This window comes from Roseibium salinum (assembly GCF_026240905.1).
GTDB lineage: Bacteria > Pseudomonadota > Alphaproteobacteria > Rhizobiales > Stappiaceae > Roseibium > Roseibium salinum.
In genome coordinates, this window is record NZ_JAPEVI010000002.1 from 276,426 (window position 1) to 296,890 (window position 20,465).

Annotated in this window: 17 protein-coding genes; 15 read left to right on the forward strand and 2 right to left on the reverse strand. The window is 62.9% G+C overall.

Features of this window, described 5'->3' with window-relative positions; all coding sequences use genetic code 11:
• Positions 1-28: 28 nt before the first annotated feature.
• From ON753_RS03595 to ON753_RS03625, 7 genes are all read left to right on the forward strand, one after another.
• The gene (locus ON753_RS03595; protein WP_265961189.1) at positions 29-949 is read left to right on the forward strand and encodes a carbohydrate ABC transporter permease; all 921 of its coding nucleotides are present in this window, start codon (positions 29-31) and stop codon (positions 947-949) included.
• The gene (locus tag ON753_RS03600; protein ID WP_265961190.1) at positions 946-1,797 is read left to right on the forward strand and encodes a carbohydrate ABC transporter permease; all 852 of its coding nucleotides are present in this window, start codon (positions 946-948) and stop codon (positions 1,795-1,797) included. The genes ON753_RS03595 and ON753_RS03600 overlap by 4 nt, the downstream gene beginning before the upstream one ends.
• Positions 1,798-1,800: 3 nt before the next feature.
• Positions 1,801-2,973, forward strand: coding sequence for a glycoside hydrolase family 88 protein (locus ON753_RS03605; RefSeq protein ID WP_265961191.1), 1,173 nt, complete (start codon positions 1,801-1,803; stop codon positions 2,971-2,973).
• 42 nt (positions 2,974-3,015) lie between these two features.
• Complete coding sequence (locus ON753_RS03610) at positions 3,016-4,125, forward strand: ABC transporter ATP-binding protein (RefSeq protein WP_265961192.1); 1,110 nt, start codon at positions 3,016-3,018, stop codon at positions 4,123-4,125.
• A 16-nt stretch (positions 4,126-4,141) separates the two neighbouring features.
• Positions 4,142-4,897, forward strand: coding sequence for a YesL family protein (locus ON753_RS03615; protein ID WP_265961193.1), 756 nt, complete (start codon positions 4,142-4,144; stop codon positions 4,895-4,897).
• Positions 4,894-6,153: an ABC transporter substrate-binding protein gene (locus tag ON753_RS03620; protein ID WP_377046871.1), complete on the forward strand. Its 1,260-nt coding sequence runs from the start codon at positions 4,894-4,896 to the stop codon at positions 6,151-6,153. Before ON753_RS03615 ends, ON753_RS03620 begins: the two co-directional genes overlap by 4 nt.
• Positions 6,154-6,375: 222 nt before the next feature.
• Positions 6,376-8,196, forward strand: coding sequence for a DUF2264 domain-containing protein (locus ON753_RS03625; protein ID WP_265961194.1), 1,821 nt, complete (start codon positions 6,376-6,378; stop codon positions 8,194-8,196).
• Positions 8,197-8,199: 3 nt separating this feature from the next.
• On the opposite strand, the gene ON753_RS03630 is transcribed toward ON753_RS03625, so the two are convergent.
• The gene (locus ON753_RS03630) at positions 8,200-9,258 is read right to left on the reverse strand and encodes a LacI family DNA-binding transcriptional regulator (protein ID WP_265961195.1); all 1,059 of its coding nucleotides are present in this window, start codon (positions 9,256-9,258) and stop codon (positions 8,200-8,202) included.
• A gap of 142 nt (positions 9,259-9,400) precedes the next feature.
• On the opposite strand from ON753_RS03630, the gene bglB reads away from it, so the two are divergent.
• The 7 genes from bglB (at position 9,401) to ON753_RS03665 (ending at position 18,532) form a co-directional block, all read left to right on the forward strand.
• Positions 9,401-10,501 (forward strand): beta-galactosidase BglB, encoded by a 1,101-nt coding sequence (gene bglB, locus ON753_RS03635; protein ID WP_265961196.1) that lies wholly within the window; start codon positions 9,401-9,403, stop codon positions 10,499-10,501.
• Complete coding sequence (gene kduI, locus ON753_RS03640; protein ID WP_265961197.1) at positions 10,498-11,334, forward strand: 5-dehydro-4-deoxy-D-glucuronate isomerase; 837 nt, start codon at positions 10,498-10,500, stop codon at positions 11,332-11,334. Before bglB ends, kduI begins: the two co-directional genes overlap by 4 nt.
• Before the next feature lie 2 nt (positions 11,335-11,336).
• Positions 11,337-13,862: a hypothetical protein gene (locus ON753_RS03645; protein ID WP_265961198.1), complete on the forward strand. Its 2,526-nt coding sequence runs from the start codon at positions 11,337-11,339 to the stop codon at positions 13,860-13,862.
• 81 nt (positions 13,863-13,943) lie between these two features.
• The gene (locus tag ON753_RS03650) at positions 13,944-15,206 is read left to right on the forward strand and encodes an ABC transporter substrate-binding protein (RefSeq protein WP_265961199.1); all 1,263 of its coding nucleotides are present in this window, start codon (positions 13,944-13,946) and stop codon (positions 15,204-15,206) included.
• A gap of 149 nt (positions 15,207-15,355) precedes the next feature.
• Positions 15,356-16,381, forward strand: a complete 1,026-nt coding sequence (locus ON753_RS03655; RefSeq protein ID WP_265961200.1) for a carbohydrate ABC transporter permease — start codon at positions 15,356-15,358, stop codon at positions 16,379-16,381.
• Entirely contained in the window at positions 16,381-17,433 is a 1,053-nt protein-coding gene (locus ON753_RS03660) for a carbohydrate ABC transporter permease (RefSeq protein WP_265961201.1), read from the forward strand. Before ON753_RS03655 ends, ON753_RS03660 begins: the two co-directional genes overlap by 1 nt.
• A 10-nt stretch (positions 17,434-17,443) precedes the next feature.
• Positions 17,444-18,532, forward strand: a complete 1,089-nt coding sequence (locus tag ON753_RS03665; protein WP_265961202.1) for an ABC transporter ATP-binding protein — start codon at positions 17,444-17,446, stop codon at positions 18,530-18,532.
• Positions 18,533-18,599: 67 nt separating this feature from the next.
• Here ON753_RS03665 and ON753_RS03670 read toward each other — a convergent pair whose 3' ends face one another.
• Positions 18,600-19,523, reverse strand: a complete 924-nt coding sequence (locus ON753_RS03670; RefSeq protein WP_265961203.1) for a LysR family transcriptional regulator — start codon at positions 19,521-19,523, stop codon at positions 18,600-18,602.
• 94 nt (positions 19,524-19,617) lie between these two features.
• On the opposite strand from ON753_RS03670, the gene ON753_RS03675 reads away from it, so the two are divergent.
• On the forward strand, positions 19,618-20,448 hold the full coding sequence (locus ON753_RS03675; protein ID WP_265961204.1) for an NAD(P)H-dependent oxidoreductase: 831 nt from the start codon (positions 19,618-19,620) through the stop codon (positions 20,446-20,448).
• Positions 20,449-20,465 lie beyond the last annotated feature (17 nt).

Consider the following 20,465-nt stretch of genomic DNA (forward strand, 5'->3'; position numbering starts at 1 on the left):
AACGGAAACGATAGTCGAGGACATGACGATGAAAGCGCGCCCCCGGGCGCCGGTCAGCAAGCGCTGGCGGAAGGTGCAACGGCTCCTGATCGCCTATTCCTTCATCGCGCCCAATTTCATCGGCTTTGCGGTGTTCACGCTCCTGCCGATCGTCTGCGCCTTCCTGCTGGCCTTCATGCATTGGGACGGCAACAATCCGATCGAATTCGCCGGGCTGGACAATTTCTGGAAGCTTTTCTCCGACAGGGCCTTCAAGGACGCCTTCTGGAACACGATCATCTATACCGGGTTCACCGTGCCGCTGACGCTGGCCTGCTCCCTTGGGCTGGCCGTTCTGCTCAACCAGAAGATCTTCGGCCGCAATTTCTTCCGCACCGTCGCCTTCTTCCCCTATGTCGCCTCGCTCGTCGCCGTGGCCGTGGTCTGGAACATGATCTTCAACCCCGAATTCGGGCCGGTGAACATGATCCTCTACGAGCTGGGCATCGATCCCAAGAACCTGCCCGGCTGGGCGGCGGACAGCGATTGGGCGATGGTCACGATCATCATGTTCTCGGTCTGGAAGATGATGGGCTATTTCATGGTGATCTACCTTGCCGGCCTCCAGGGCATCAGCGGCGAGCTCTATGAAGCGGCCGAGATAGATGGGGCGAATGCCTGGCAGAAATTCTGGCGCATCACCCTGCCCCAGCTCGGCCCGACGACGTTCTTCGTCTCGGTCATGCTGACCATCCAGTCCTTCAAGGTCTTCGACCAGATCTACATGATCACGCAGGGCGGTCCGGGAACCTCCACGCTGGTGCTGGTCTATCACATCTACAACGAAGCCTTCATTTCCTGGGACCTGGGCTATTCGAGCATGGTCGCTCTGGTCCTGTTCCTCCTCGTTCTCACCATCACCATCGTCCAGTTCCGCTGGGTCGAGGGCAAAGACGGGGATACCGCATGACCGCAACAGCCTTCAAACGCCCGAAGCGCCGCATCAAATGGGGCCTGATCCTCACCTATGTCGCGGCCATCGTGGTGACGGTCACCATGCTGGCACCGTTCGTGTGGATGCTTTCCGCCTCGCTCAAGCTGGACAGGGACGTCTTTGCCTTTCCGATCGAGTGGATCCCCTCCGAGCCCCGCTGGCGGAACTACATCGACATCTGGACCAAGATCCCGCTGGGGCTTTTCGTCTACAACACGGCGAAGCTGACGATCATCGTGACGGTGTTGCAGCTGCTGACCTCGAGCTTTGCGGCCTATGCCTTCGCGAAGCTGCGCTTTCCCTACCGCAACACGTTGTTCCTGGCCTATATCGCCACCATCGCCATGCCCTGGCAGGTCTATATGGTGCCGCAGTTCCTATTGATGCGCGAGCTCGGGCTGAGCAACACACACCTGGCACTGATCTGCCTGCAGGCCTTCACCGCCTTCGGCGTCTTTCTGATGCGCCAGTTCTACATGTCGATCCCGAACGAGCTGTGCGAGGCGGCCCGCATCGACGGCATGAGCGAGTATGGCATCTGGTGGCGCATCATGCTGCCGCTGTCCATGCCGGCGCTGTCGACGCTGACCATCTTTACCTTCGTCACCACCTGGAACGACTTCCTCGGTCCGCTGATCTATCTCACCAAGACCGAGCTCAAGACCATTCAGATTGGAATACGCATGTTCATCACGCAGTACTCGCAGGAGTACGGGCTCATCATGGCTGCATCGGTGGTCGCCCTTGTCCCGGTGCTCCTCGTCTTCCTGGCGCTGCAGCGCTTCTTCGTCGAAGGCATCGCCTCGACCGGCGTGAAGGGGTGAGCCATGCTTGACGCCTTCACCCGCCAGGCCCCTGCCGCCATTTCCGGCGACGAAATCACCGAGGCGATCGACACCGTCGTCGCCCAGGTCCGGCGCAACCTTCCGCAGTTCACTTATTCAGCGCAGAACCATTCCAGCGTCGGCAACTTCTATCCGCCGATTGCCAACGACCAGTGGACTTGCGGATTCTGGCCGGGATCGATCTGGCTGGCCTACGAGGCAAGCGGGGACAAGATCTTCCGCTATGCGGCGCAGATCCACGTGCAGAGCTTCCTGCACCGGATCGAAAACCGGATCGCCACCGATCACCACGACATGGGTTTTCTCTATTCGCCGACCTGCGTGGCGGCCTGGAAGCTGGTGGGGGACGAAGACGGACGGCGGGCGGCCCTGCTTGCGGCGGACCAGCTCCTTGACCGGTTCCATGAAAAGGGTCAGTTCATCCAGGCTTGGGGCGCCATGGGCCAGCCGGAGAACTACAGGTTCATCATCGACTGTCTGCTGAACCTGCCGCTTCTCTACTGGGCGAGCGAAGAAACCGGCAATCCCGTCTACCGGGACAAGGCTCTTGCCCACGCGCATACGACCCTTGCGCATTCCATCCGGCCCGATCACTCGACCTATCACACCTTCTACATGGATCCCGAAACGGGCGCGCCGGTGCGCGGTGCGACCAAGCAGGGCTATCGCGACGAGAGCGCCTGGACGCGCGGGCAGGTCTGGGGCATCGCCGGGATGGCGGCCTGTTACCGCTACGAGCCGAGCGAGGTCTATCTGCAAACCTTCGAGAACCTGCTGGCCTATTATCTCGACCGGCTGCCGGAGGATCTGATCCCCTACTGGGACCTGACCTTCACCGAAGGCGACGAGCCGCGGGATTCCTCCTCTGCCGCCATCGTCGCCTGCGGCCTCATGGATATGGCCGACCTGATCGGAGGAACCCGCGCGGAACAGTTCCGGGATCTGGCGCGGCGCATGCTCGGCAGCCTCTGGCGGAACTACGCGGTGCGCGATCCCGCCATCTCCAACGGCTTCCTGCTTCACGGCACCTATTCCAAGAAATCGCCCTACAACACCTGCCGCGGCGAGGGTGTCGATGAGTGCGTCGCATGGGGCGACTACTACTATTTCGAGGGACTGACCCGTCTTTCACGCAAATGGACACCTTACTGGTGAGGCTCGGCCACGGGCGCAAAGAGCAATAAGGAAACAAAAAGAATGGCCGGTATTTCACTGAGAAAACTGAGAAAGACCTTCGGAGCCATAACCGTGGTTCACGACATCGATCTGGAGATCGACGACAAGGAGTTCATCATCCTCGTGGGTCCGTCGGGCTGCGGCAAGTCGACCACGCTGCGCATGATCGCCGGATTGGAAGAGGTCACCGGCGGCGACCTGGTCATCGGCGATACGATCGTCAATGACGTCCCGTCGAAAGACCGCGACATCGCCATGGTGTTCCAGAACTACGCGCTCTATCCCCACATGACGGTATACAAGAACATGGCCTTCGGGCTGGAGCTGCGCCGTTCGCCGCGCGACGTCATCGACCGGAAGGTAAACGAAGCCGCCGAAATCCTCGACATAAGGCACCTGCTCAACCGCAAGCCCAAGGCCCTTTCCGGCGGTCAGCGTCAACGCGTGGCGCTCGGCCGGGCCATGGTGCGCTCGCCGGAAGTGTTTCTGCTCGATGAGCCGCTGTCGAACCTCGACGCCAAACTGCGCACCACCATGCGCGCGGAAATCACCAAGCTCCACCGCAAGCTGGACGCGACCTTCATCTACGTGACGCATGACCAGGTGGAGGCCATGACCATGGCCGACCGGATCGTCGTCATGAAGGACGGCCACATCCAGCAGGTGGATACCCCGCAGGTTCTCTATGACCGCCCGGCCAACATGTTCGTCGCCGGTTTCATCGGCGCCCCGCAGATGAATTTCCTGCCGGTCACGATCCGCAAGGCCGAGACCGGTTACGTTGCCGATTTCGAAGGACAATCGCTTCCGTTGCCGGATCGGCTGGCGCCGGAGACGCTGTCTCCTTACGAAGACCGGCAATGCACGCTGGGGATCCGGCCCGAGAGTTTCCACGAAAAGCCGCCCGTCGATGTCGACCCGGCAATGACCGCGTCCCTCGACATGGATGTGGAACTGGCCGAACCCATGGGATCGGAAGTCCACCTCAACGGACATCTCGCCAGCCATCCGGTCATCGCCCGCGTGAACCCGCGCTGCCGGGCGCGCAGCGGCGAGCGAATCACGCTGACTGCGGATCTTTCCTCCGCTCACCTCTTCGACAACCACACGGAAGCCGCTCTGGCACATTGACCCGCAAAGGCAGGATATGAACTGGTTCCTGAACCACTATTTCGACGAAGGCCCGGGCATTCCCAAGGATGCGCCGAGACCGGAGGGGCTGCGCCTCCTGGCAAGCACCTTCGGCCGCGAATGGTGGGAGCTGTTGAAGCTCAACCTGCTGTTCCTGGCCTTCTGCCTGCCCGTCGTCACCCTGCCCGCCGCCTATTACGCCATGGTGCGCATCAGCCTGACGATGATCGAGGACCGCAACGTCTATCTGTGGCGCGATTTCTGGTCCGCCTTCCGGTCCCGCTTCTGGATGACGACCGCTCTCGGGATCCTGTTCGCCGGCGGCGAGGCCCTGGCCCTGCTGGCGGCCCGGACCTATGCGCAAGCCTCCCTGGACCAGATCGCCTTCTCCGCGCCCCTTGCCGTCTCGGTGACCGTCGCCGTTCTCCTGCCCCTCTACGCGGCCCATCTCTTCGTCGCCCGCGCGCTCGGGGAGGACCGTTCGTTTTCGGGGCTCGCAAAGGCAGCCGCCATCGGCCTGCTGGCGCGGCCGCTGCCGGGCATCGCGGCGCTCGGCTTCGTGGCCCTGCTCTGGCTCGCGCACATTCTCTTCTACCCGGCCTCGGCGCTTCTGCCGGTGCTCGTCAACTTCTCCCTCGGTGCCCTGGTGACCAGTTTCGCAGTGCTCGAGGGAGTTCGCCACGGCCTCTCGGTAACAGGGCCGGCCCTTAACCCAAAACAACAAGAAGACCGAAAACAGTCGGCGGAATTTCCCATACGGAGGATGAAATGACCAAACTGAAGTTCTTGAAATCGGCGGCCCTGGCCGCAACGGGACTGGCCCTCATGCAAGGGGCGGCCAACGCAGAAGACGTCACGCTCAACTGGGCCCTGTGGGACTGGGACAAGGTGGCCTATTACAAGCCGCTGATCGAGGCCTACGAGGCGTCCCATCCGGGCGTGAAGATCGAGCACACGGACCTGGGCTCCAGCGACTACAACCAGATGGTCATGACACAGCTGACCGGCGGCGGGGACAACCTCGACATCATCTCCATCAAGGACATCCCGGGCTATGCCCAGATGGTGAATACCGGCCGCCTGATGAACCTGACCGAACTCGGCGCGGTTCCCGAGGACACGTCCGGCTATGGTGGCCTGATCGAGGCCCTGACGGTCGATGGCAACCTCTACGGCCTGCCGTTCCGGACCGACTTCTGGATCGTCTATTACAACAAGGACCTGTTCGACGCCGCCGGGGTCGAGTATCCGACCAACGACATGACCTGGGCCGAGTTTGACGAAAAGGCGCGTGCGGTCACGTCCGGCTTCGGTGCGGACAAGGTCTATGGGGCGCACCTTCATACCTGGCGCTCGACGGTCCAGCTGCCCGCCATCCAGAGCGGGGAAACGACGCTTGTCTCCAAGGATTACAGCTTCCTGAAACCCTGGTACGAGCGCGCCCTGAAGCTGCAGGAGGACGGGGTCATCCGCTCCTACGCATCCCTGAAGACCTCGCAGACCCACTATTCCGGTCCGTGGTTCTCCAGCCAGATCGCCATGCTGCCCATGGGAAGCTGGTTCATCGGGACCCAGATCGACAAGGTGAAATCCGGCGAATCCACGGCGACCAACTGGGGCATGGTGAAATATCCCCATCCGGAAGGCGTCGAGGCCGGAGCAACGGCAGGTCAGGTCACCTCTCTCGGCATCAATGTGAATTCGAAGAAGGCCGATGCCGCCAAGGACTTCATCGAATGGGTTTCAGGACCGGAAGGAGCCGCCATCGTCTCCGAAACGGGTACGATTCCCGCGCTTCGCGATGAAAACGTGATCAAGACGATCACCGCCAAGGAAGGCTTTCCGAGCGATCCGGAAAGCGCCCAGGCATTGGTGACGTCCGCCGCCTACCTGGAAATGCCGGTGGACCTGCAGGCCGCCCAGTATGAGCTGGTTCTCAACCGTGTCCACGACGAGCTGATGACCAACAACATTTCCATCGACGACGCGATTGCCGAAATGAACGCCGGCGTCGCGGACATAAAGTAGGCGAAAGCGGAGCCGGTTCCAGCCGGCTCCGCCTTTTGATGTTGACTTCCAGCAGGTAGTGCATGCCAGACAGCTCGGGCCAATTCACACGGCCTCATCCTTCGAGACGGACCTGACGGTCCTACTCAGGATGAGGCCTTGCGGTGTGTGTCCAGGTTCATCCGGGTTTGTTTCCGGTAAGCAAACAAACCTGCTGAAAACGCCCGAAATCCGGAGCCTTGAATGACAATCGGCACCCATCCCCTGTCGGGAAATCCGCTCCAGACCCGCGCCGATGTGCAGCGCGCCGCCGGCGATCTTTTCAAGCCGCTGCTGCCGTATTTTTCGCCCTCGGGAGCCCGCGTGCGCCTCAGTGCCATGGCGGCTCATTTCGATCAGGCGGCGGCCGAGCTTGAAGGCTTCGCCCGGCCCTTGTGGGGGATTGCACCTTTGGTCGCCGGAGGCGGCCGGTTCGAGCATTGGGATCTTTACCGCAGGGGGCTCGTGTGCGGAACCGACCCGGAGCACCCGGACTATTGGGGCGATATCACAGATATCGACCAGCGCCAGGTTGAACTTGCCGCCATCGGCTTCACGTTGCGCATCGCGCGCGAACATATCTGGGACCCGCTGGACGATGTGCAGAAGAAGCAGGTTGCGGCCTATCTTCTCGCCGGACGTGAGCGGGATTACGTCAACAGCAACTGGAAATTCTTCCGCATTCTGGTCGACATAGGTCTCATCCATTGCGGCATCGAGCCCGGGGCCGAAAAGCGCGAGATCTATCTCGACGACATCGACGGTTTCGTCATGGAAAACGGCTGGTACCGCGACGGCCCGATCCGCAGTGCCGATCACTATATCCCCTTCGCATTTCACTATTACGGGCTGATCCATGCGGCGCTTTCCGGCGATGCCGCCCGGGCCGCGCGCTACCGCGAGCGCGCGGCCGAGTTCGCGGGGGCGATCAGGCACTGGTATGCAGCGGACGGCTCCGCCCTGCCCTTCGGCCGCAGCCTCACCTACCGCTTTGCCCACGCCGGCTTCTGGGGCGCGCTCGCCTTTGCCGGGGTCGAGGCCCTGCCCTGGGGGCAGATCAAGGGGTACTACCTGCGCAATCTGCGCTGGTGGGCCCGGCAGCCGATGTTCGAGCGCGACGGCGTGCTTTCGGTCGGCTACTGCTATCCAAATCTTCTCGTCAGCGAAGGCTATAATTCCGCCGGCTCGCCCTACTGGGCGATGAAGGCGTTCCTGCCCCTGGCGCTGCCGCAGGATCACCCCTTCTGGAGCGCCGAGGAGGAGGCACCGGACGACGGCGAGACACCGGTCCCGCTGCGCGAAGCCGGCATGGTGATGCAGAAGCTTCCCGCCCACACGGTCGCGCTGTCGTCCGGCCAGCACTACGCCCGCTGGCGCGGAACGGCGGAAAAATACGGCAAATTCGCCTATTCGACCCGCTACGGCTTTTCGATCGAGGCCAATGACCGGCACTTCCCGAGCGCGGCTTGCGACAATGCGCTGGTCTTTTCCAGGGACGGCCTCCACTTCCGCATGCGCGAAGACAATGAAGCGGTGCTGATCGCCGGCGACAGGCTCTACGCGAAATGGCGGGTGTTCGAGGATGTCAGCGTCGAAACCTGGCTGGTGCCGGCCGGCGACTGGCACATCCGCCTGCATGAGGTGACGACGCCGTACCGGCTGGACGTGGCCGAGGGAGGGTTCGCCATCGCCAAGCCCGAGTTCCGGGCCTGGACGGAAGAGGTGTCCGGAGCGTGCGCGCAAGTCGCCACGGCCGCGGACATCAGCGTCATAATCGGCAACGACAGCCGCACGCCTTGCGTGCTCAGCCCGCTTTCCAACACCAATGTGATGGCGGCAAGAACGCTGGTGCCCCAGCTTCGCGACACGCTTGAGGCCGGCACCACGCGGCTCGCCTGTGCCGTCCTGGCGCAGCCGGCGCAAGCGGGCGAGGTTCCTCCCCCGCAGCCGGAATTTCCCGAGATCGATGACCTGCGGGAGCTGTTTGCATCGACCGGGCGCTCTGTCCCGGTCTTCGAGAAATAGTGTTTAGGCCGTCTCGCGTTCTTCCGGCGCGGGCGCGGTGGACTGGCGTTCCACGATATGGCAGGCGAGCTCGATCCGCCTTGCCGGGCCGGCAAGAGGCCCGGCGCTGTCGAGCAGAAGATCGAGGGCCGCCGCGCCGATCTCCCGCATCGGGATGTGAACCGATGTCAGCGGCGGATTGTAGAAGGCGGCCTGCGGCAGGTCGTCCATGCCCATGACCGAGACGTCTTCCGGCACGCGGTACCCGGCCCTCTGAAGTCCCATCATGGCGCCGACGGCCAGGCTTTCTCCTGCCGCCAGCACCGCGGAGAAATCGAGGGACCGTTCCGATATCCGCCGCTCGATCGCGTCTGCCGCCAGTTCGGGCAGCCAGTCCTCCACCTCGAGGAAAAGATCGCCGGGGTCGGCATTGCCCTTCAGCGTCAGGGCATCGCGCCAGCCCTCGAAGCGCCGCTCGATGGTGCGGCGGCCGCGCCGCATCAGGAACAGGATCCGCTCGTGACCGAGCCCCTGCAGGTAGTCGGCCCCCATCCGGGCGGCGGAACGGTTGCAGGGCGTGACACTGGAGAGGCGCATCAGCGGATCGTCGCCATTGACCAGCACGACGGGCTTGCCGAAATCGCGGGTCATTGCCAGCGCCTCTTCGTCGTCAAGCGTCAGAAACAGGAACCCGGCCACTCCGTCGTCACCGGCGGCTTCCTGCAGGACGCGCATTTCCTGAACCGCACTGGAGACAGGCTGGGTAACGATCTCGACCCCCAGCAACTCCGCCCGCTTGTGCAATCCCTCAAGAACCTGGGCGGTGAACTGATTGCGGACATAGTCGATCATCGCGACGCTGCTGGCGACCAGAATCACCCGTCTGCCGGCAAGGGACGAAGGAACGGAATAGTTCAGCGATTTCGCCGTCTCGGCAATCCGGGAGCGAATGTCCGGGCGTACGCCCTTTTCCCCCGCAAGCGCGCGCGAGACCGTGCTCAGTGAGACACCGCAGCGCTCCGCAATATCCTCCAGGCGAACCTTGCGGCTCGGCTTGCCTTTCTTGCCGGTGCGCGTGGGCATTGCCGTTCTCTCCGAATTCTTCTGCCGGGAGACTGCAAAAAATTTTCATATTGCGCAAGAAAAATCCTTGTGGCACCGTTTTTGAAAGCCGCCCTTCACTTTCACACTGCAACGAGGCGGCAATGACGGGAGGAAAAGCTGCATGGTTCCTGACGGACGTGTCGTTCGCAAACGCCTGATATCGCTGGTCGCGGGCATGACCAACCTGCGTCACGACGGGCAGTTCGACGAACCGAACCTCGACGGAACCCCCGGCGACTACATCAGCTTCACGTCCTGGGAATGGCCGCAAGGCATCGGCCTCTACGGTCTCTTGCGCCTGTGGCAGCAGACTGGCGACGAGGCGCTGAAAACCCTTCTGGAGACCTGGTACGAAGACCGCACCGCCGAAGGACTGCCGACTCTCAACATCAACACGACTGCCCCCATGCTTGCCCTGTCGCTGCTGTGGCGCGAAACCCGCGATCCGCGGTGGGCGGCGGTGATGGACAAATGGGCGGACCGGATCCTCACCGAGATGCCGCGGACAGAGGAGCGCGGTCTGCCGCATATCGTCTCCGACAAGATCAACGACCGCGAACTCTGGGACGACACGCTGGTGATGGTCGGCCTGTTCCTGGCCTCCTACGGTGAGGCGAGCGGCCGCCGCGAACTGGTAGACGAGGCCTGCCACCAGTTCCTGCTCCATACCCGTTATCTGGCCGATCCGGAGACCGGCCTGTGGTTCCACGGATGGACCTTCGACGGACGGCACAATTTCGCCCGGGCGCTCTGGGGACGGGGCAATGCCTGGATCACGCTCGGCATTCTCGATCTGATCGAACTGGCCGAGATCCCGGCGCCGGTCCGCACATTCCTGCTCGGTGTCCTGGAGACCCAGATCAACACGCTCCTGAAGCTGCAGGCGCCGTCCGGCGCCTGGCACACGCTCCTGGACGATCCGACCTCCTACGAGGAAATCTCCGCGACCGCCGGGTTCGGTTACGGTCTGCTCAAGGCGGCAAGACTGGGCCTGGGCCCGGAAGGCTGCCGCGAGGCGGGCCTGCGCGCGCTGAAAGTGGTCCTGGACAATATCGACGATACGGGCACCGTCGCGAATGTCTCCTACGGCACGCGCATGGGGCACGACCTGCAATTCTACAAGGACATCCCGATCCAGCCGACCGGCTACGGCCAGGCGCTTGCAATCCTGTGCCTGACGGAAGGCCTTCATCACACCGGCGGGGAAGCGGAGGCACGATGACCATGCGCGTTCTCTACGGCGTCTCGCCGAACGACATTCCGGGCTTTGACACAAAGCGCCTTCGGGCGGAGTTCCTGGTCGAAGGACTGTTCACACCGGGAGCCCTGGAACTTGCCTATACGCATGTCGACCGTATGGTCGTCGGCGCGGCTTGCCCCGCGAAAACGCCGCTCACCTTCGGCGATGGCACCGATGTCGGAACGCCGCTTTTCTTCACCGCCCGCGAAATGGGCATCGCCAATCTTGGCGGCGCGGGAAGGATCACCGTGGACGGCCAGGGATTCGCCCTCGCCAACCGGGATATCCTCTATGTCGGGCGCGGCGCCGAAAGCGTGTCGCTGACGAGCGACGACGCCTCCAATCCGGCGCGCTTCTACATGAATTCCGTTCCGGCGGGACGGGACATCCCGCACCGCCTGATCACCTCTGACGAGGCCAAGCCGCTGGATCTCGGCGAAGACAGCCGGTCCAACAAGCGGCGGCTGAAGATGTACATCCATCCCGAGGTTGCGCCATCGTGCCTGCTCCTCATGGGGATCACCGATCTGGCTCCGGGCAGCATCTGGAACACCATGCCTCCTCATCTGCATGAGCGGCGCATGGAGGCCTATTGCTATTTTGACCTGGCCGACGACGATCGGGTGATCCACCTGATGGGTCGGCCGGACGAGACGCGCAATCTCATCGTGGCGAATGGCGACGTGGTGCTGTCTCCCGCCTGGTCCATCCATATGGGCGCAGGCACCGGACCTTATGCCTTTGTCTGGGGCATGACCGGCGAGAACCAGGCCTATACCGACGTCGACCCGGTTCCCGTGGCTGACCTGAAATGAACATGACCGTGACACCGATATCAGATCGCGATTATCTCCATCGTCCGCTCAAAGCCGGCGGGCAGATTACCTACTGGCAGCTCGGCACAACCGGTGAAGAGCGCTACGACGTGCCGGATCAGCCGATGAAGGGGGAAATGGATCCCTTCTTCTTCCTGACCAAGCACAAGAACTTCATTCCGCACGAATATCCGTGCCGCACGGCCTTTGCCAAAGAGCGGCGCGGCAAGCGCCCGCAGGTCAAGGGGAGCTTCGCTCTATCGCGCTTCTGGCTGCCCTTCGGCTCGCCCCGGGTCGACCTCTCCGGCTTCTGGTTCCGCCCGACGGTGATCGACACCTGGGCCCGCACCGTGGTTTCGGCAAAAAGCGCGGGCGAGGCGGTGCTCCGCCTCGGCACTTGCGGCGGCGCAGTCATCTTCATCAACGGCCGGGAGATCGGCTGGATGGCGGATTATGTCCGCAACCTGGAAGCCAAGCAGGAGTTCAAGGTCGAGCTGGCAGCCGGCGCGAACGAGATCATGATCTTCTTCGACGATCTCGCCGAACGCGACGCGCGCTATTTCTTCCAACTGGACTATGTATCCGGACCTATGGTCGAGCAGGCCCTGCCCGTGCCGGTTGAGGCGAAAACGGCGGCGGAACTGGAAGCCGCCCTCGACCGCATGCATTTCGAAAAGCCGGCCTACCGGTCGGGCGAAGTGGCGCTGACCACATCCGCACCGATCTCCGCCGGCGCCACGGCTCGCGTCACGATCGCCGGCGATTTCATGTCCCGGGAAGAACCCATGCGGGTTGAGCGCCGCCTGGAAGCGGGCGAGACGCGGGTGATGGTCGGGAAGACCGAAGCCCTGCCCTCCGATTTCCGCCATTTCCATGTCGATCTCAGCGTCGGAGACTTCACGGCCTCGCGGGTTTTCGGCGTCGAAATCTGCCATGCGGAGCGTCAGGGCAAGGCCCCCGAGGCTCTAAAGGACCGCATCCGCGAAGCGCTCGACGAGATTTCCGATTATGGCGAGCCGGACAACGTCACCGCCCTCGCCCGCCTGGGGTCCGGCCGCTTCGGCGCCGAGACCGACAGGATGATCGCGGACACCCTGCCGACGATCATGGACTGCCACGACTGTGCGGATTTCGCGCTGGTGCCGCTGCTCTGGTGCCGGTGGATCTACAAGGACGACATCGCACCCGAGGTCGTCGCGAAGATCGACGAGGCCATTCTCTCCTACCGCTACTGGATGGATGAACCGGGCAATGACGTGCAGTGGTACTTCTCGGAAAACCATGCGCTCCTGTTCCACACCGCCGCCTATCTCGCCGGGGCCCTTCATCCCGAAGCCCGGTTCGTACGTTCCGGCCGGCTTGGCAAGGAACAGTCGGCCACGGGCCTTGAGCGGGTGCGCGCCTGGCTCGACCATTTCGAGAAATGGGAAATGGCGGAGTTCAACTCCGCGCCCTATTTCCCCATCGACCTCAAGGGTCTGACCGCGCTTTCCGCGCTGGCACCGGACCAGGACGTCCGGACACGGGCAACCACGGCAATCCGGCGCCTGATAACGATCGTTGCCCGCTCCGCCCATCACGGCATCCTGACCGGCGCCCAGGGCCGCTCCTACGAGCATACGCTGCGCGCTGCCGGATCGCTGGAACTGTCGGGCATCGCCCGGCTGATCTGGGGCAATGGCAATTTCGGCCGGCGGGTTCACGCCCTGCCGCAGATGGCGCTCTGCCTGCGCGATCACGGGCTGGACATTCCGGCCGATCTCGCGGACATCGCCGACTGGCAGAAGGACACCGCACAGGAGTGGTGCTTTGCCCAGGGCCAGGACCGGATTGCGCGGCTCTATCACTACAAGACCGGCGCCTATTCCATCGGCACGGCCGCGCATTACCGCTGGAACGAGTGGGGTTACCAGGAGACGGTTCTGCATCTCCGGCTCGGGACCGACCCGGACGCGCAGGTCTGGGTCAACCATCCGGGCGAAACGATCCATTCCGGCTATGGCCGCCCGTCCTACTGGGGCGGATCCGGCAGCCTGCCGCGCCTGTGGCACTATCGCGGCCTGGCGGTGATGATGTTCGCCTGCGGCGAGGAACAGCCGGACTTCACCCATGCATGGTTCCCGCGCCAGGTGTTCGATGCGTCCAGCGTCGAGGGAGATCTGGCGATTGCCCGTTCCGGCAAGGGGCTGCTGATGCTGAAGGGCAGCGGTCCGCTGACGCTGGTCGAAGAGGGACCGACCGCCGGAAACGAGATCCGGCTTGCCGGGCGCAAGGGTATGTGGATCGTCCGGCTGGGCGCTACACAAAACGAGGGTTCGGATGAGGAATTTGCATCCAGGTTCAGCGGCTTGACCGTCACCGAAGGGGACGCGGATACATTTGTCCTGGTTGATCCTGACTATGGCCCGGTAACGCTTTATGGTGACGGCAGAGTTGCCGCAGAAGGACGCGTCATCGATCCGTCTCAGTGGAGCGTCGAAGGCCATGCGGCCGAGCTTCCGCTCGGGCCGCTCGGTCGCCGCGGATAGGTTTGCGGCACGGAATGGGAAGAGGTCCGTGCCGGCTTTGAGTGACGGGGAACCGTCCAACGAAAGAGGAGGAGATTGACAATGAACAGCAAGACGATTCTCGCGGCCGCCGGTCTGGCGCTGCTGACCACGACAACGGCCCTGGCCGGCGATGTCCGCATCATGTGGTATTCCGACGGGGTCGAGGGCGAAGTCCTCAAGGACCTGCTCAGCCGCTTTTCGGAAGAAAATCCCGGCATCAACGTCATCGTCGACGAAGTGGCCTATTCGGTGATCAAGGAACAGCTTCCGGTTCAGCTTGCCGGCGGCAACGGTCCGGATATCGCCCGTGTCACCGACATCAAGAACCTGGCCGAATACTGGCTGGACCTGACCCCCTATCTTTCCGATCCGGAAACCTGGAAGAAGAATTACGGCGCTCAGGCGGACTGGATGCGGGTGGATGGGTCCGATGCCATCACCGGCTTCATGACCCAGATCACGCTGACAGGCGGCTTTGCCAACAAGACCCTGTTCGAACAGGCCGGCGTCGAGCTTCCCGGCAATGACGCAACCTGGGCGGAGTGGGTGGAAGCCTCCAGCAAGGTTGCCGAGAGCCAGCAGCTTCCCTTCGCCTTCGCAATCGACCGGTCCGGGCACCGGATCGCGGGACCTGCCATTTCCTATGGCGCGAAGTTCATCGGTGAAGACGGCATGCCCAACCCGGTCGACGACGGCATGAAGGCTTTCATCGCCGATTTCGTCAAGTGGAACGAAGACGGTTCGCACGCAAAGGACGTCTGGGTTTCGGCCGCCGGCACGACCTACCGTCCGGCGACGGACGATTTCATCAACGCCCAGACTGCGTTCTACTATTCCGGCTCGTGGCAGGTTGCGAACCTCGACACCAAGATCGACGGTGCGTTCGACTGGGTGGCGACCGGCAGCCCCTGCGGTCCGGAAGCCTGCACGGGCATGCCCGGCGGTGCCGCTGTCGTCGCCATCAAGGACACCAAGAACCCGGAAGAAGTCGCCAAGGTAATGGAATATCTGGCCTCCACTCCGGTCGCCAAGGAATTCGCCGAACGCACGCTGTTCCTGCCGGCGAACAAGGAAGTGATTGCCGGCGGCCTGGACTTCGATACTGACAGCCAGGCGGTCAAGGACGTGCTCAACACATTCGTTGCCGCAACGGAGACGACGGCTCCGGAAGCCCAGGCCCTTCCGGCCTGGAAGTGGGCCGGCCCCTACTACAGTGCCCTCGTCTCGCGTGTCAGCCAGGTCATCGCCGGCGAGTTGACGCTTGAGGATGCCTACGCGCGCATCGACTCCGACATGGCCGACAAGGTCAAGCAGGCGCAATAACCAACGCCTGACAAGGAACGGCGGAAACCGGCGCCCGAAGCGCCGGTTTCCCGGAACATGTCGCGTCCGGCAGTCTGCGGACGAGATATTCCAGAGCTTTGATGGTGATCAACTTTTCTGCATTCCGGTTGATCTGGGAAGGGGGCCGTATGAGCGCAGACTCAAGCAGGCAACGATACACGCTAAGCGGTTTGTCCTTTGCCGTGATCCGTCCGGTCATGGGGCTGATCGACATTCCCTTGCGCGCCCTGCAGCGGGTGGGCGGCCAGACCGGCATGGCAGCGTTCTTCATTCTGCCGAACATGGCGGTGTTCACCATCTTCGTGCTGGTGCCCTTCGTCATCAACTTCGTCTACTCGATGACCGGCGGCATCGAGATCTTCCTCAATCAACGCGATTTCGTCGGCGCCTATCAGTACAAGGAGATCTTCTCCTGCGCCGACTATCTGGAGCCGGCCACGTGCAAGCAGGACGGCTTCTGGACCGCAGCGCAGAACACGGCAATGTTCGTTGTCCTTCAGGTGGCGCTACTCATCGCCGTGTCGCTGATCACCGCCGTGATCCTCAACCGCGAAATCATCGGCCGCAGCTTCTGGCGGGCGGTGTTCTTCTTCCCGGTCCTGCTGTCACCGGTCGTCGTCGGTCTCATCTGGCGCTGGATCCTGCAGCGCGACGGGCTCCTGAACGCCATTCTCTTTGAACTCTTCGGTGCCGACCAGTTCAACTGGCTGGTCGACCGGACCGCGGCCTTCGCCGCAACGATCGGCGTGTCCATCTGGGCGCATATGGGGTTCTACACCCTCATCCTGCTGGCAGGCCTCCAGGCCATTCCGAAAGATCTCTACGAAGCCGCGGAAATGGACGGTACGCCCCGCTCCCGCGTGTTCTGGCGGATCACGATGCCGCTCCTGATGCCGAACCTTCTGGTGGTGCTGGTGCTGGCTCTCATTCGCGCCGTTCAGGTCTTCGACGAGGTCTTCGTGCTGACCGGCGGCGGGCCGGGCACGAGCACCATGTATATCGTCCAGTATATCTACGAGATGGGCTTTGCATCCGAGCTGCGCAATCCGGGCCTGGCGGCGGCAGCCTCCATTCTCATGGGCGCCGTGCTGATCGTGCTCACCCTGCTGCAGATGGCGGCCGCGCGCCGCAACGAGAAGAAGGGAGCGAACTGATGCCCGGCGTCATCAGGTTTCTGACCCGCCGACGCGGCGGCGACCGCTGGCACTGGACCGACATCGTCACCTGGGTGTGGCTGATCGGTGGGCTGATCATTATGTTCGGGCCAGCGGTCTGGCTGGCGCTGTCCTCGTTCAAGTCGCCCGCGGCCCTGTCGAAGTTCCCGCCCTCGCTGCTGCCCTACGTGACCCAGGAAGTCCAGGTCGACGGCTTCGACAAGCCCCTGCCGCTCTACGAAGTGACCCTGCCCGACGGGTCGACCGCCGTCATGGCCGAAAAACGCCGGATCGGCATCATTGCACAGATGATCGACCCGGAAGACCCCGAGACCGTGGTGAAGGTCAATATCCAGGACCGAGAACCGGTCGAGATGGTGGAATTCGCCACGTCGAACTACTCAAAGCCCTTCATGCAGTTCGATTTCCTGCGCTACCTGTGGAACTCGGTCTTCGTGACGGTGATGGCCACGGTCATCACGCTCGCCATCAACTCCATGGCCGCCTTCGCGCTGTCCAAATACCAGTTCAGGGGCCAGAGCCTCATCCTGATCATCATCGTCGGAACCCTGATGGTGCCGCTCGGCGTGATCATGGTGCCGCTCTATTCGATCATTTCCACGCTCGGCCTCTTCAACAGCCTGTGGGGCGTCATCCTTCCAACCGTGGCGACACCGACCGGCGTCTTCCTGCTGCGCCAGTACATGCTGACCATTCCCGACGAGCTGATCGATGCCGCGCGCATGGACAAGGCGTCGGAATGGCAGATCTACTGGCGGATCGTCCTGCCGCTGGCCGCCCCTGCCCTGGCCGTCCTGGCGATCTTCTCGGTCGTCTGGCGCTGGAACGATTTCCTCTGGCCGCTGATCGTCCTCAGCCGCTCCTCGCTCTACACCCTGCAGGTGGGCCTTAATGTCTATGCCGGCCAGCTCAATGTGCAGTGGCACTACATCCTGGCCATGACGGTCGTCACCATGATTCCCGTCATTCTCGTCTTCGTCTTTCTGCAGCGCTTCATCACGCGCGGAATCGCTACATCCGGATTGAAGTAAGGAGTTCGGCATGGGCCGGATAACACTTGATAAAGTCACCAAATCCTTCGGTTCGGTCCACGTGCTGCATGGCATCGACCTGGACATTCAGGACGGAGAGTTCGTCGTTTTCGTCGGCCCCTCCGGCTGCGGCAAGTCCACCCTGCTGCGCCAGATCGCCGGTCTCGACAAACCGAACAGCGGCGAAATCGCGATCGACGGCAAACGGGTCAACGACGTGCCGGCCGCGGACCGGGGCCTTGCCATGGTCTTCCAGTCCTATGCGCTCTATCCGCATATGAGCGTGAAGCAGAACCTGGCCTTCGGGCTGGAAAACGCGCGCATGCCCAAGGCCGAGATCGAGAACCGGATCGCCGAAGCGGCGCGCATGCTGGAGATCGGCGACTATCTGCACCGCCGGCCCGGCCAGCTCTCCGGCGGCCAGCGCCAGCGGGTGGCGATCGGCCGGGCGATCGTGCGCAACCCGACCGCCTTCCTCCTCGACGAGCCGCTCTCCAATCTCGATGCCGAATTGCGCATCTCCATGCGCGCCGAGCTTTCCGCGCTGCATCAGCGGCTGAAGACCACGATGATCTACGTGACCCACGACCAGGTGGAGGCGATGACCCTCGCCAACCGCATCGTGGTGCTGCGCGGCGGCAGGATCGAGCAGGTCGGCACACCGCTGGAGCTTTACAACAGGCCCGCCAACCGGTTTGTCGCCGGCTTCATCGGTGCGCCGAGCATGAATTTCCTTCCCGGCAGGATCACCGCGGTTTCCGGTGAGGGAACCACGGTGACGGTGCTTGGCGAGGAGACCCTGACGGTCCCCCGCACGGCGGAAGACGCCGAAGGCGGCCAGGAGATCACCATCGGCGTCCGGCCGCAGCACATCCGCCTTGCGGGCGAAGGCGAAGAAAGCATCACCGTGACCATCGATCTCATCGAGGCCCTGGGGTCGGAAACCGTCATCCGGGCCCGGACCCGGACCGGAGAGCTGCTGCTGGCCGTCCTGCAGGGCCAGCATGCGCTCGCCTATGGCGACGAGGTCCACCTCACCTTCGAAGCGAAGGATCTGCATCTCTTCGGCGATGACGGCCTGCGGATTGCGGGAACCTGAGGCCGGATCGCTCGCTCGGACAATCCAACTGAAGCCAAAGTCGGGCGGCGTGGCGCAAGCCAATCCATCATCTGAGCTGGGACATTCCCGAAATGGCGGCAATTTGCTCGGCAAGGAAATCGATCAGCAGGCGGACCCTGCCGATATCGGCGCGTCCCGGCACGATCAGCATGCTGAGCGGCACAGTCGGCAGCGAATAGTCCGGCAGGATCTGCTCCAGCCTGCCGGCCGTCAGCAGGTCGTCGACCAGCCACTGATGGGCAACGCCGATGCCGCGCCCGGCAAGCAGAGCTTCGCGCGCGGCGAGCCCGTGATCGACGCGAAATCGTCCGGCGATTTGCACGTCGTGAGGCTCTCCCTCCGGTCCTTGCAAAACGAACCTGCTGCTTCCCGCGACATTCGACATCCGGACACTCTCGTGAGCGGCAAGATCCTGCGGGACGGTCGGCCGCGTCCGTTTGTCAAGGTAAGCCGGGGCGGCCACCAGCAGACGCCGCGATTGCCCCAGTGACTTCAGCTTCATGGAACTGTCCGTGAGCGGGCCAAGGCGAAGTGCGATATCCACCCCCTCCCCGACCAGGTCGATACGCTCGTCTGTGAGACTGAGGTCGGTGCCGATATCCGGATACCGATCCTGAAATGCGAAGATCAGCCGGGTGAGATGCATGACGCCGAATGCCGCTGTACAGGAGACCCGCACCGTTCCGGCCGGAGCGCCGCGCGTGCTGTTCGCCTCTTCACCGGCCTGGTCCACAAGGCGCAGTATCTGCACGCATTTGGCATAATAACTTCTGCCCTCATCGGTCAGCGTCACGCGCCGGGTGGTCCGGCTGAGGAGCGGGACGCCGACCGCGTCCTCAAGCTCGCGCAGGTGCCGGGAGACAGTCGACTGGCCGACGCCGAATTCGCGCGCAACTGCCGACAGACTGCCCCGCTCCGCCACGCGGACGAAGGACAGCATTCGCTCCAGCGAAACTCCGGTCTTATCCATTTTTCGGCACAATCATATACATTCCTCATCTCTACCGGATTGCCGAAACCCTGGCTAGCTATAGGGCAGATGCTCATCAAAGGAGACTGACCCGATGAAGGTTCTGCTTGTCTATGCTCATCCCGAACCCCGCTCCCTGAACGGCGCACTCCGTGACGAGGCCTTGAAAGAACTCGAAGCCCTGGGCCACGAGGTGCAGATGTCGGACCTCTATGCCATGGGCTGGAAATCCGAGGTCGATCGGGCCGACTTTCCACCCTTGGCGCCGGATGCGCAGCTGATGGTGGCCCAGGCATCAAGCGAAGCGTTTGCGGCAGGCGCCCTGACCGAGGACGTCAAAGCCGAGCAGGAGAAAATGCTCTGGGCCGACGTCCTCATCCTTCAGTTTCCACTCTGGTGGTTCTCGATGCCGGCAATCCTCAAGGGCTGGGTAGACCGCGTCTATGCCTACGGATTCGGCTATGGCGTCGGAGAACACAGCGATCAGCGGTGGGGTGACCGCTATGGTGAAGGCGTTCTTGCCGGCAAGCGCGCCATGCTGATCGTGACGGCCGGCGGCTGGGAGGAGCATTATTCCGACCGGGGGATCAACGGCCCGATCGACGACCTGCTGTTCCCGATTAATCACGGCATACTCTATTATCCCGGATATGATGTGCTTCCTCCCTTCGTGGCCTACAAGGTCGACCGCCTGGACCAACGCGGCTTCGATGAGGTCGCTTCACGGCTGCGCAAGCGGCTGCAAACGCTGGCGACGACCTCGCCGATCCCGTATCGACGTCAGAATGGCGGCGACTATCTGATCCCCAGCATGCGCCTGCGGCCAGAACTGGCTCCGCCTGGAGCGACCGGCTTTGCGCTCCACCTCGACAGCCAGGAACCGATTGCGAAGGCGCGGCACAAATGCGTCGAACCTGCCGAGTAGAATCGGACGCTGCAGGA

Bases quoted from the DNA above. Each gene is read 5' to 3' on its own strand.
- ON753_RS03595 (WP_265961189.1), top strand. From the start codon at position 29: ATGAAAGCGCGCCCCCGGGCGCCGGTCAGCAAGCGCTGGCGGAAGGTG.
- ON753_RS03600 (WP_265961190.1), top strand. From the start codon at position 946: ATGACCGCAACAGCCTTCAAACGCCCGAAGCGCCGCATCAAATGGGGC.
- ON753_RS03605 (WP_265961191.1), top strand. From the start codon at position 1,801: ATGCTTGACGCCTTCACCCGCCAGGCCCCTGCCGCCATTTCCGGCGAC.
- ON753_RS03610 (WP_265961192.1), top strand. From the start codon at position 3,016: ATGGCCGGTATTTCACTGAGAAAACTGAGAAAGACCTTCGGAGCCATA.
- ON753_RS03615 (WP_265961193.1), top strand. From the start codon at position 4,142: ATGAACTGGTTCCTGAACCACTATTTCGACGAAGGCCCGGGCATTCCC.
- ON753_RS03620 (WP_377046871.1), top strand. From the start codon at position 4,894: ATGACCAAACTGAAGTTCTTGAAATCGGCGGCCCTGGCCGCAACGGGA.
- ON753_RS03625 (WP_265961194.1), top strand. From the start codon at position 6,376: ATGACAATCGGCACCCATCCCCTGTCGGGAAATCCGCTCCAGACCCGC.
- ON753_RS03630 (WP_265961195.1), bottom strand. From the start codon at position 9,258: ATGCCCACGCGCACCGGCAAGAAAGGCAAGCCGAGCCGCAAGGTTCGC.
- bglB (WP_265961196.1), top strand. From the start codon at position 9,401: ATGGTTCCTGACGGACGTGTCGTTCGCAAACGCCTGATATCGCTGGTC.
- kduI (WP_265961197.1), top strand. From the start codon at position 10,498: ATGACCATGCGCGTTCTCTACGGCGTCTCGCCGAACGACATTCCGGGC.
- ON753_RS03645 (WP_265961198.1), top strand. From the start codon at position 11,337: ATGACCGTGACACCGATATCAGATCGCGATTATCTCCATCGTCCGCTC.
- ON753_RS03650 (WP_265961199.1), top strand. From the start codon at position 13,944: ATGAACAGCAAGACGATTCTCGCGGCCGCCGGTCTGGCGCTGCTGACC.
- ON753_RS03655 (WP_265961200.1), top strand. From the start codon at position 15,356: ATGAGCGCAGACTCAAGCAGGCAACGATACACGCTAAGCGGTTTGTCC.
- ON753_RS03660 (WP_265961201.1), top strand. From the start codon at position 16,381: ATGCCCGGCGTCATCAGGTTTCTGACCCGCCGACGCGGCGGCGACCGC.
- ON753_RS03665 (WP_265961202.1), top strand. From the start codon at position 17,444: ATGGGCCGGATAACACTTGATAAAGTCACCAAATCCTTCGGTTCGGTC.
- ON753_RS03670 (WP_265961203.1), bottom strand. From the start codon at position 19,523: ATGGATAAGACCGGAGTTTCGCTGGAGCGAATGCTGTCCTTCGTCCGC.
- ON753_RS03675 (WP_265961204.1), top strand. From the start codon at position 19,618: ATGAAGGTTCTGCTTGTCTATGCTCATCCCGAACCCCGCTCCCTGAAC.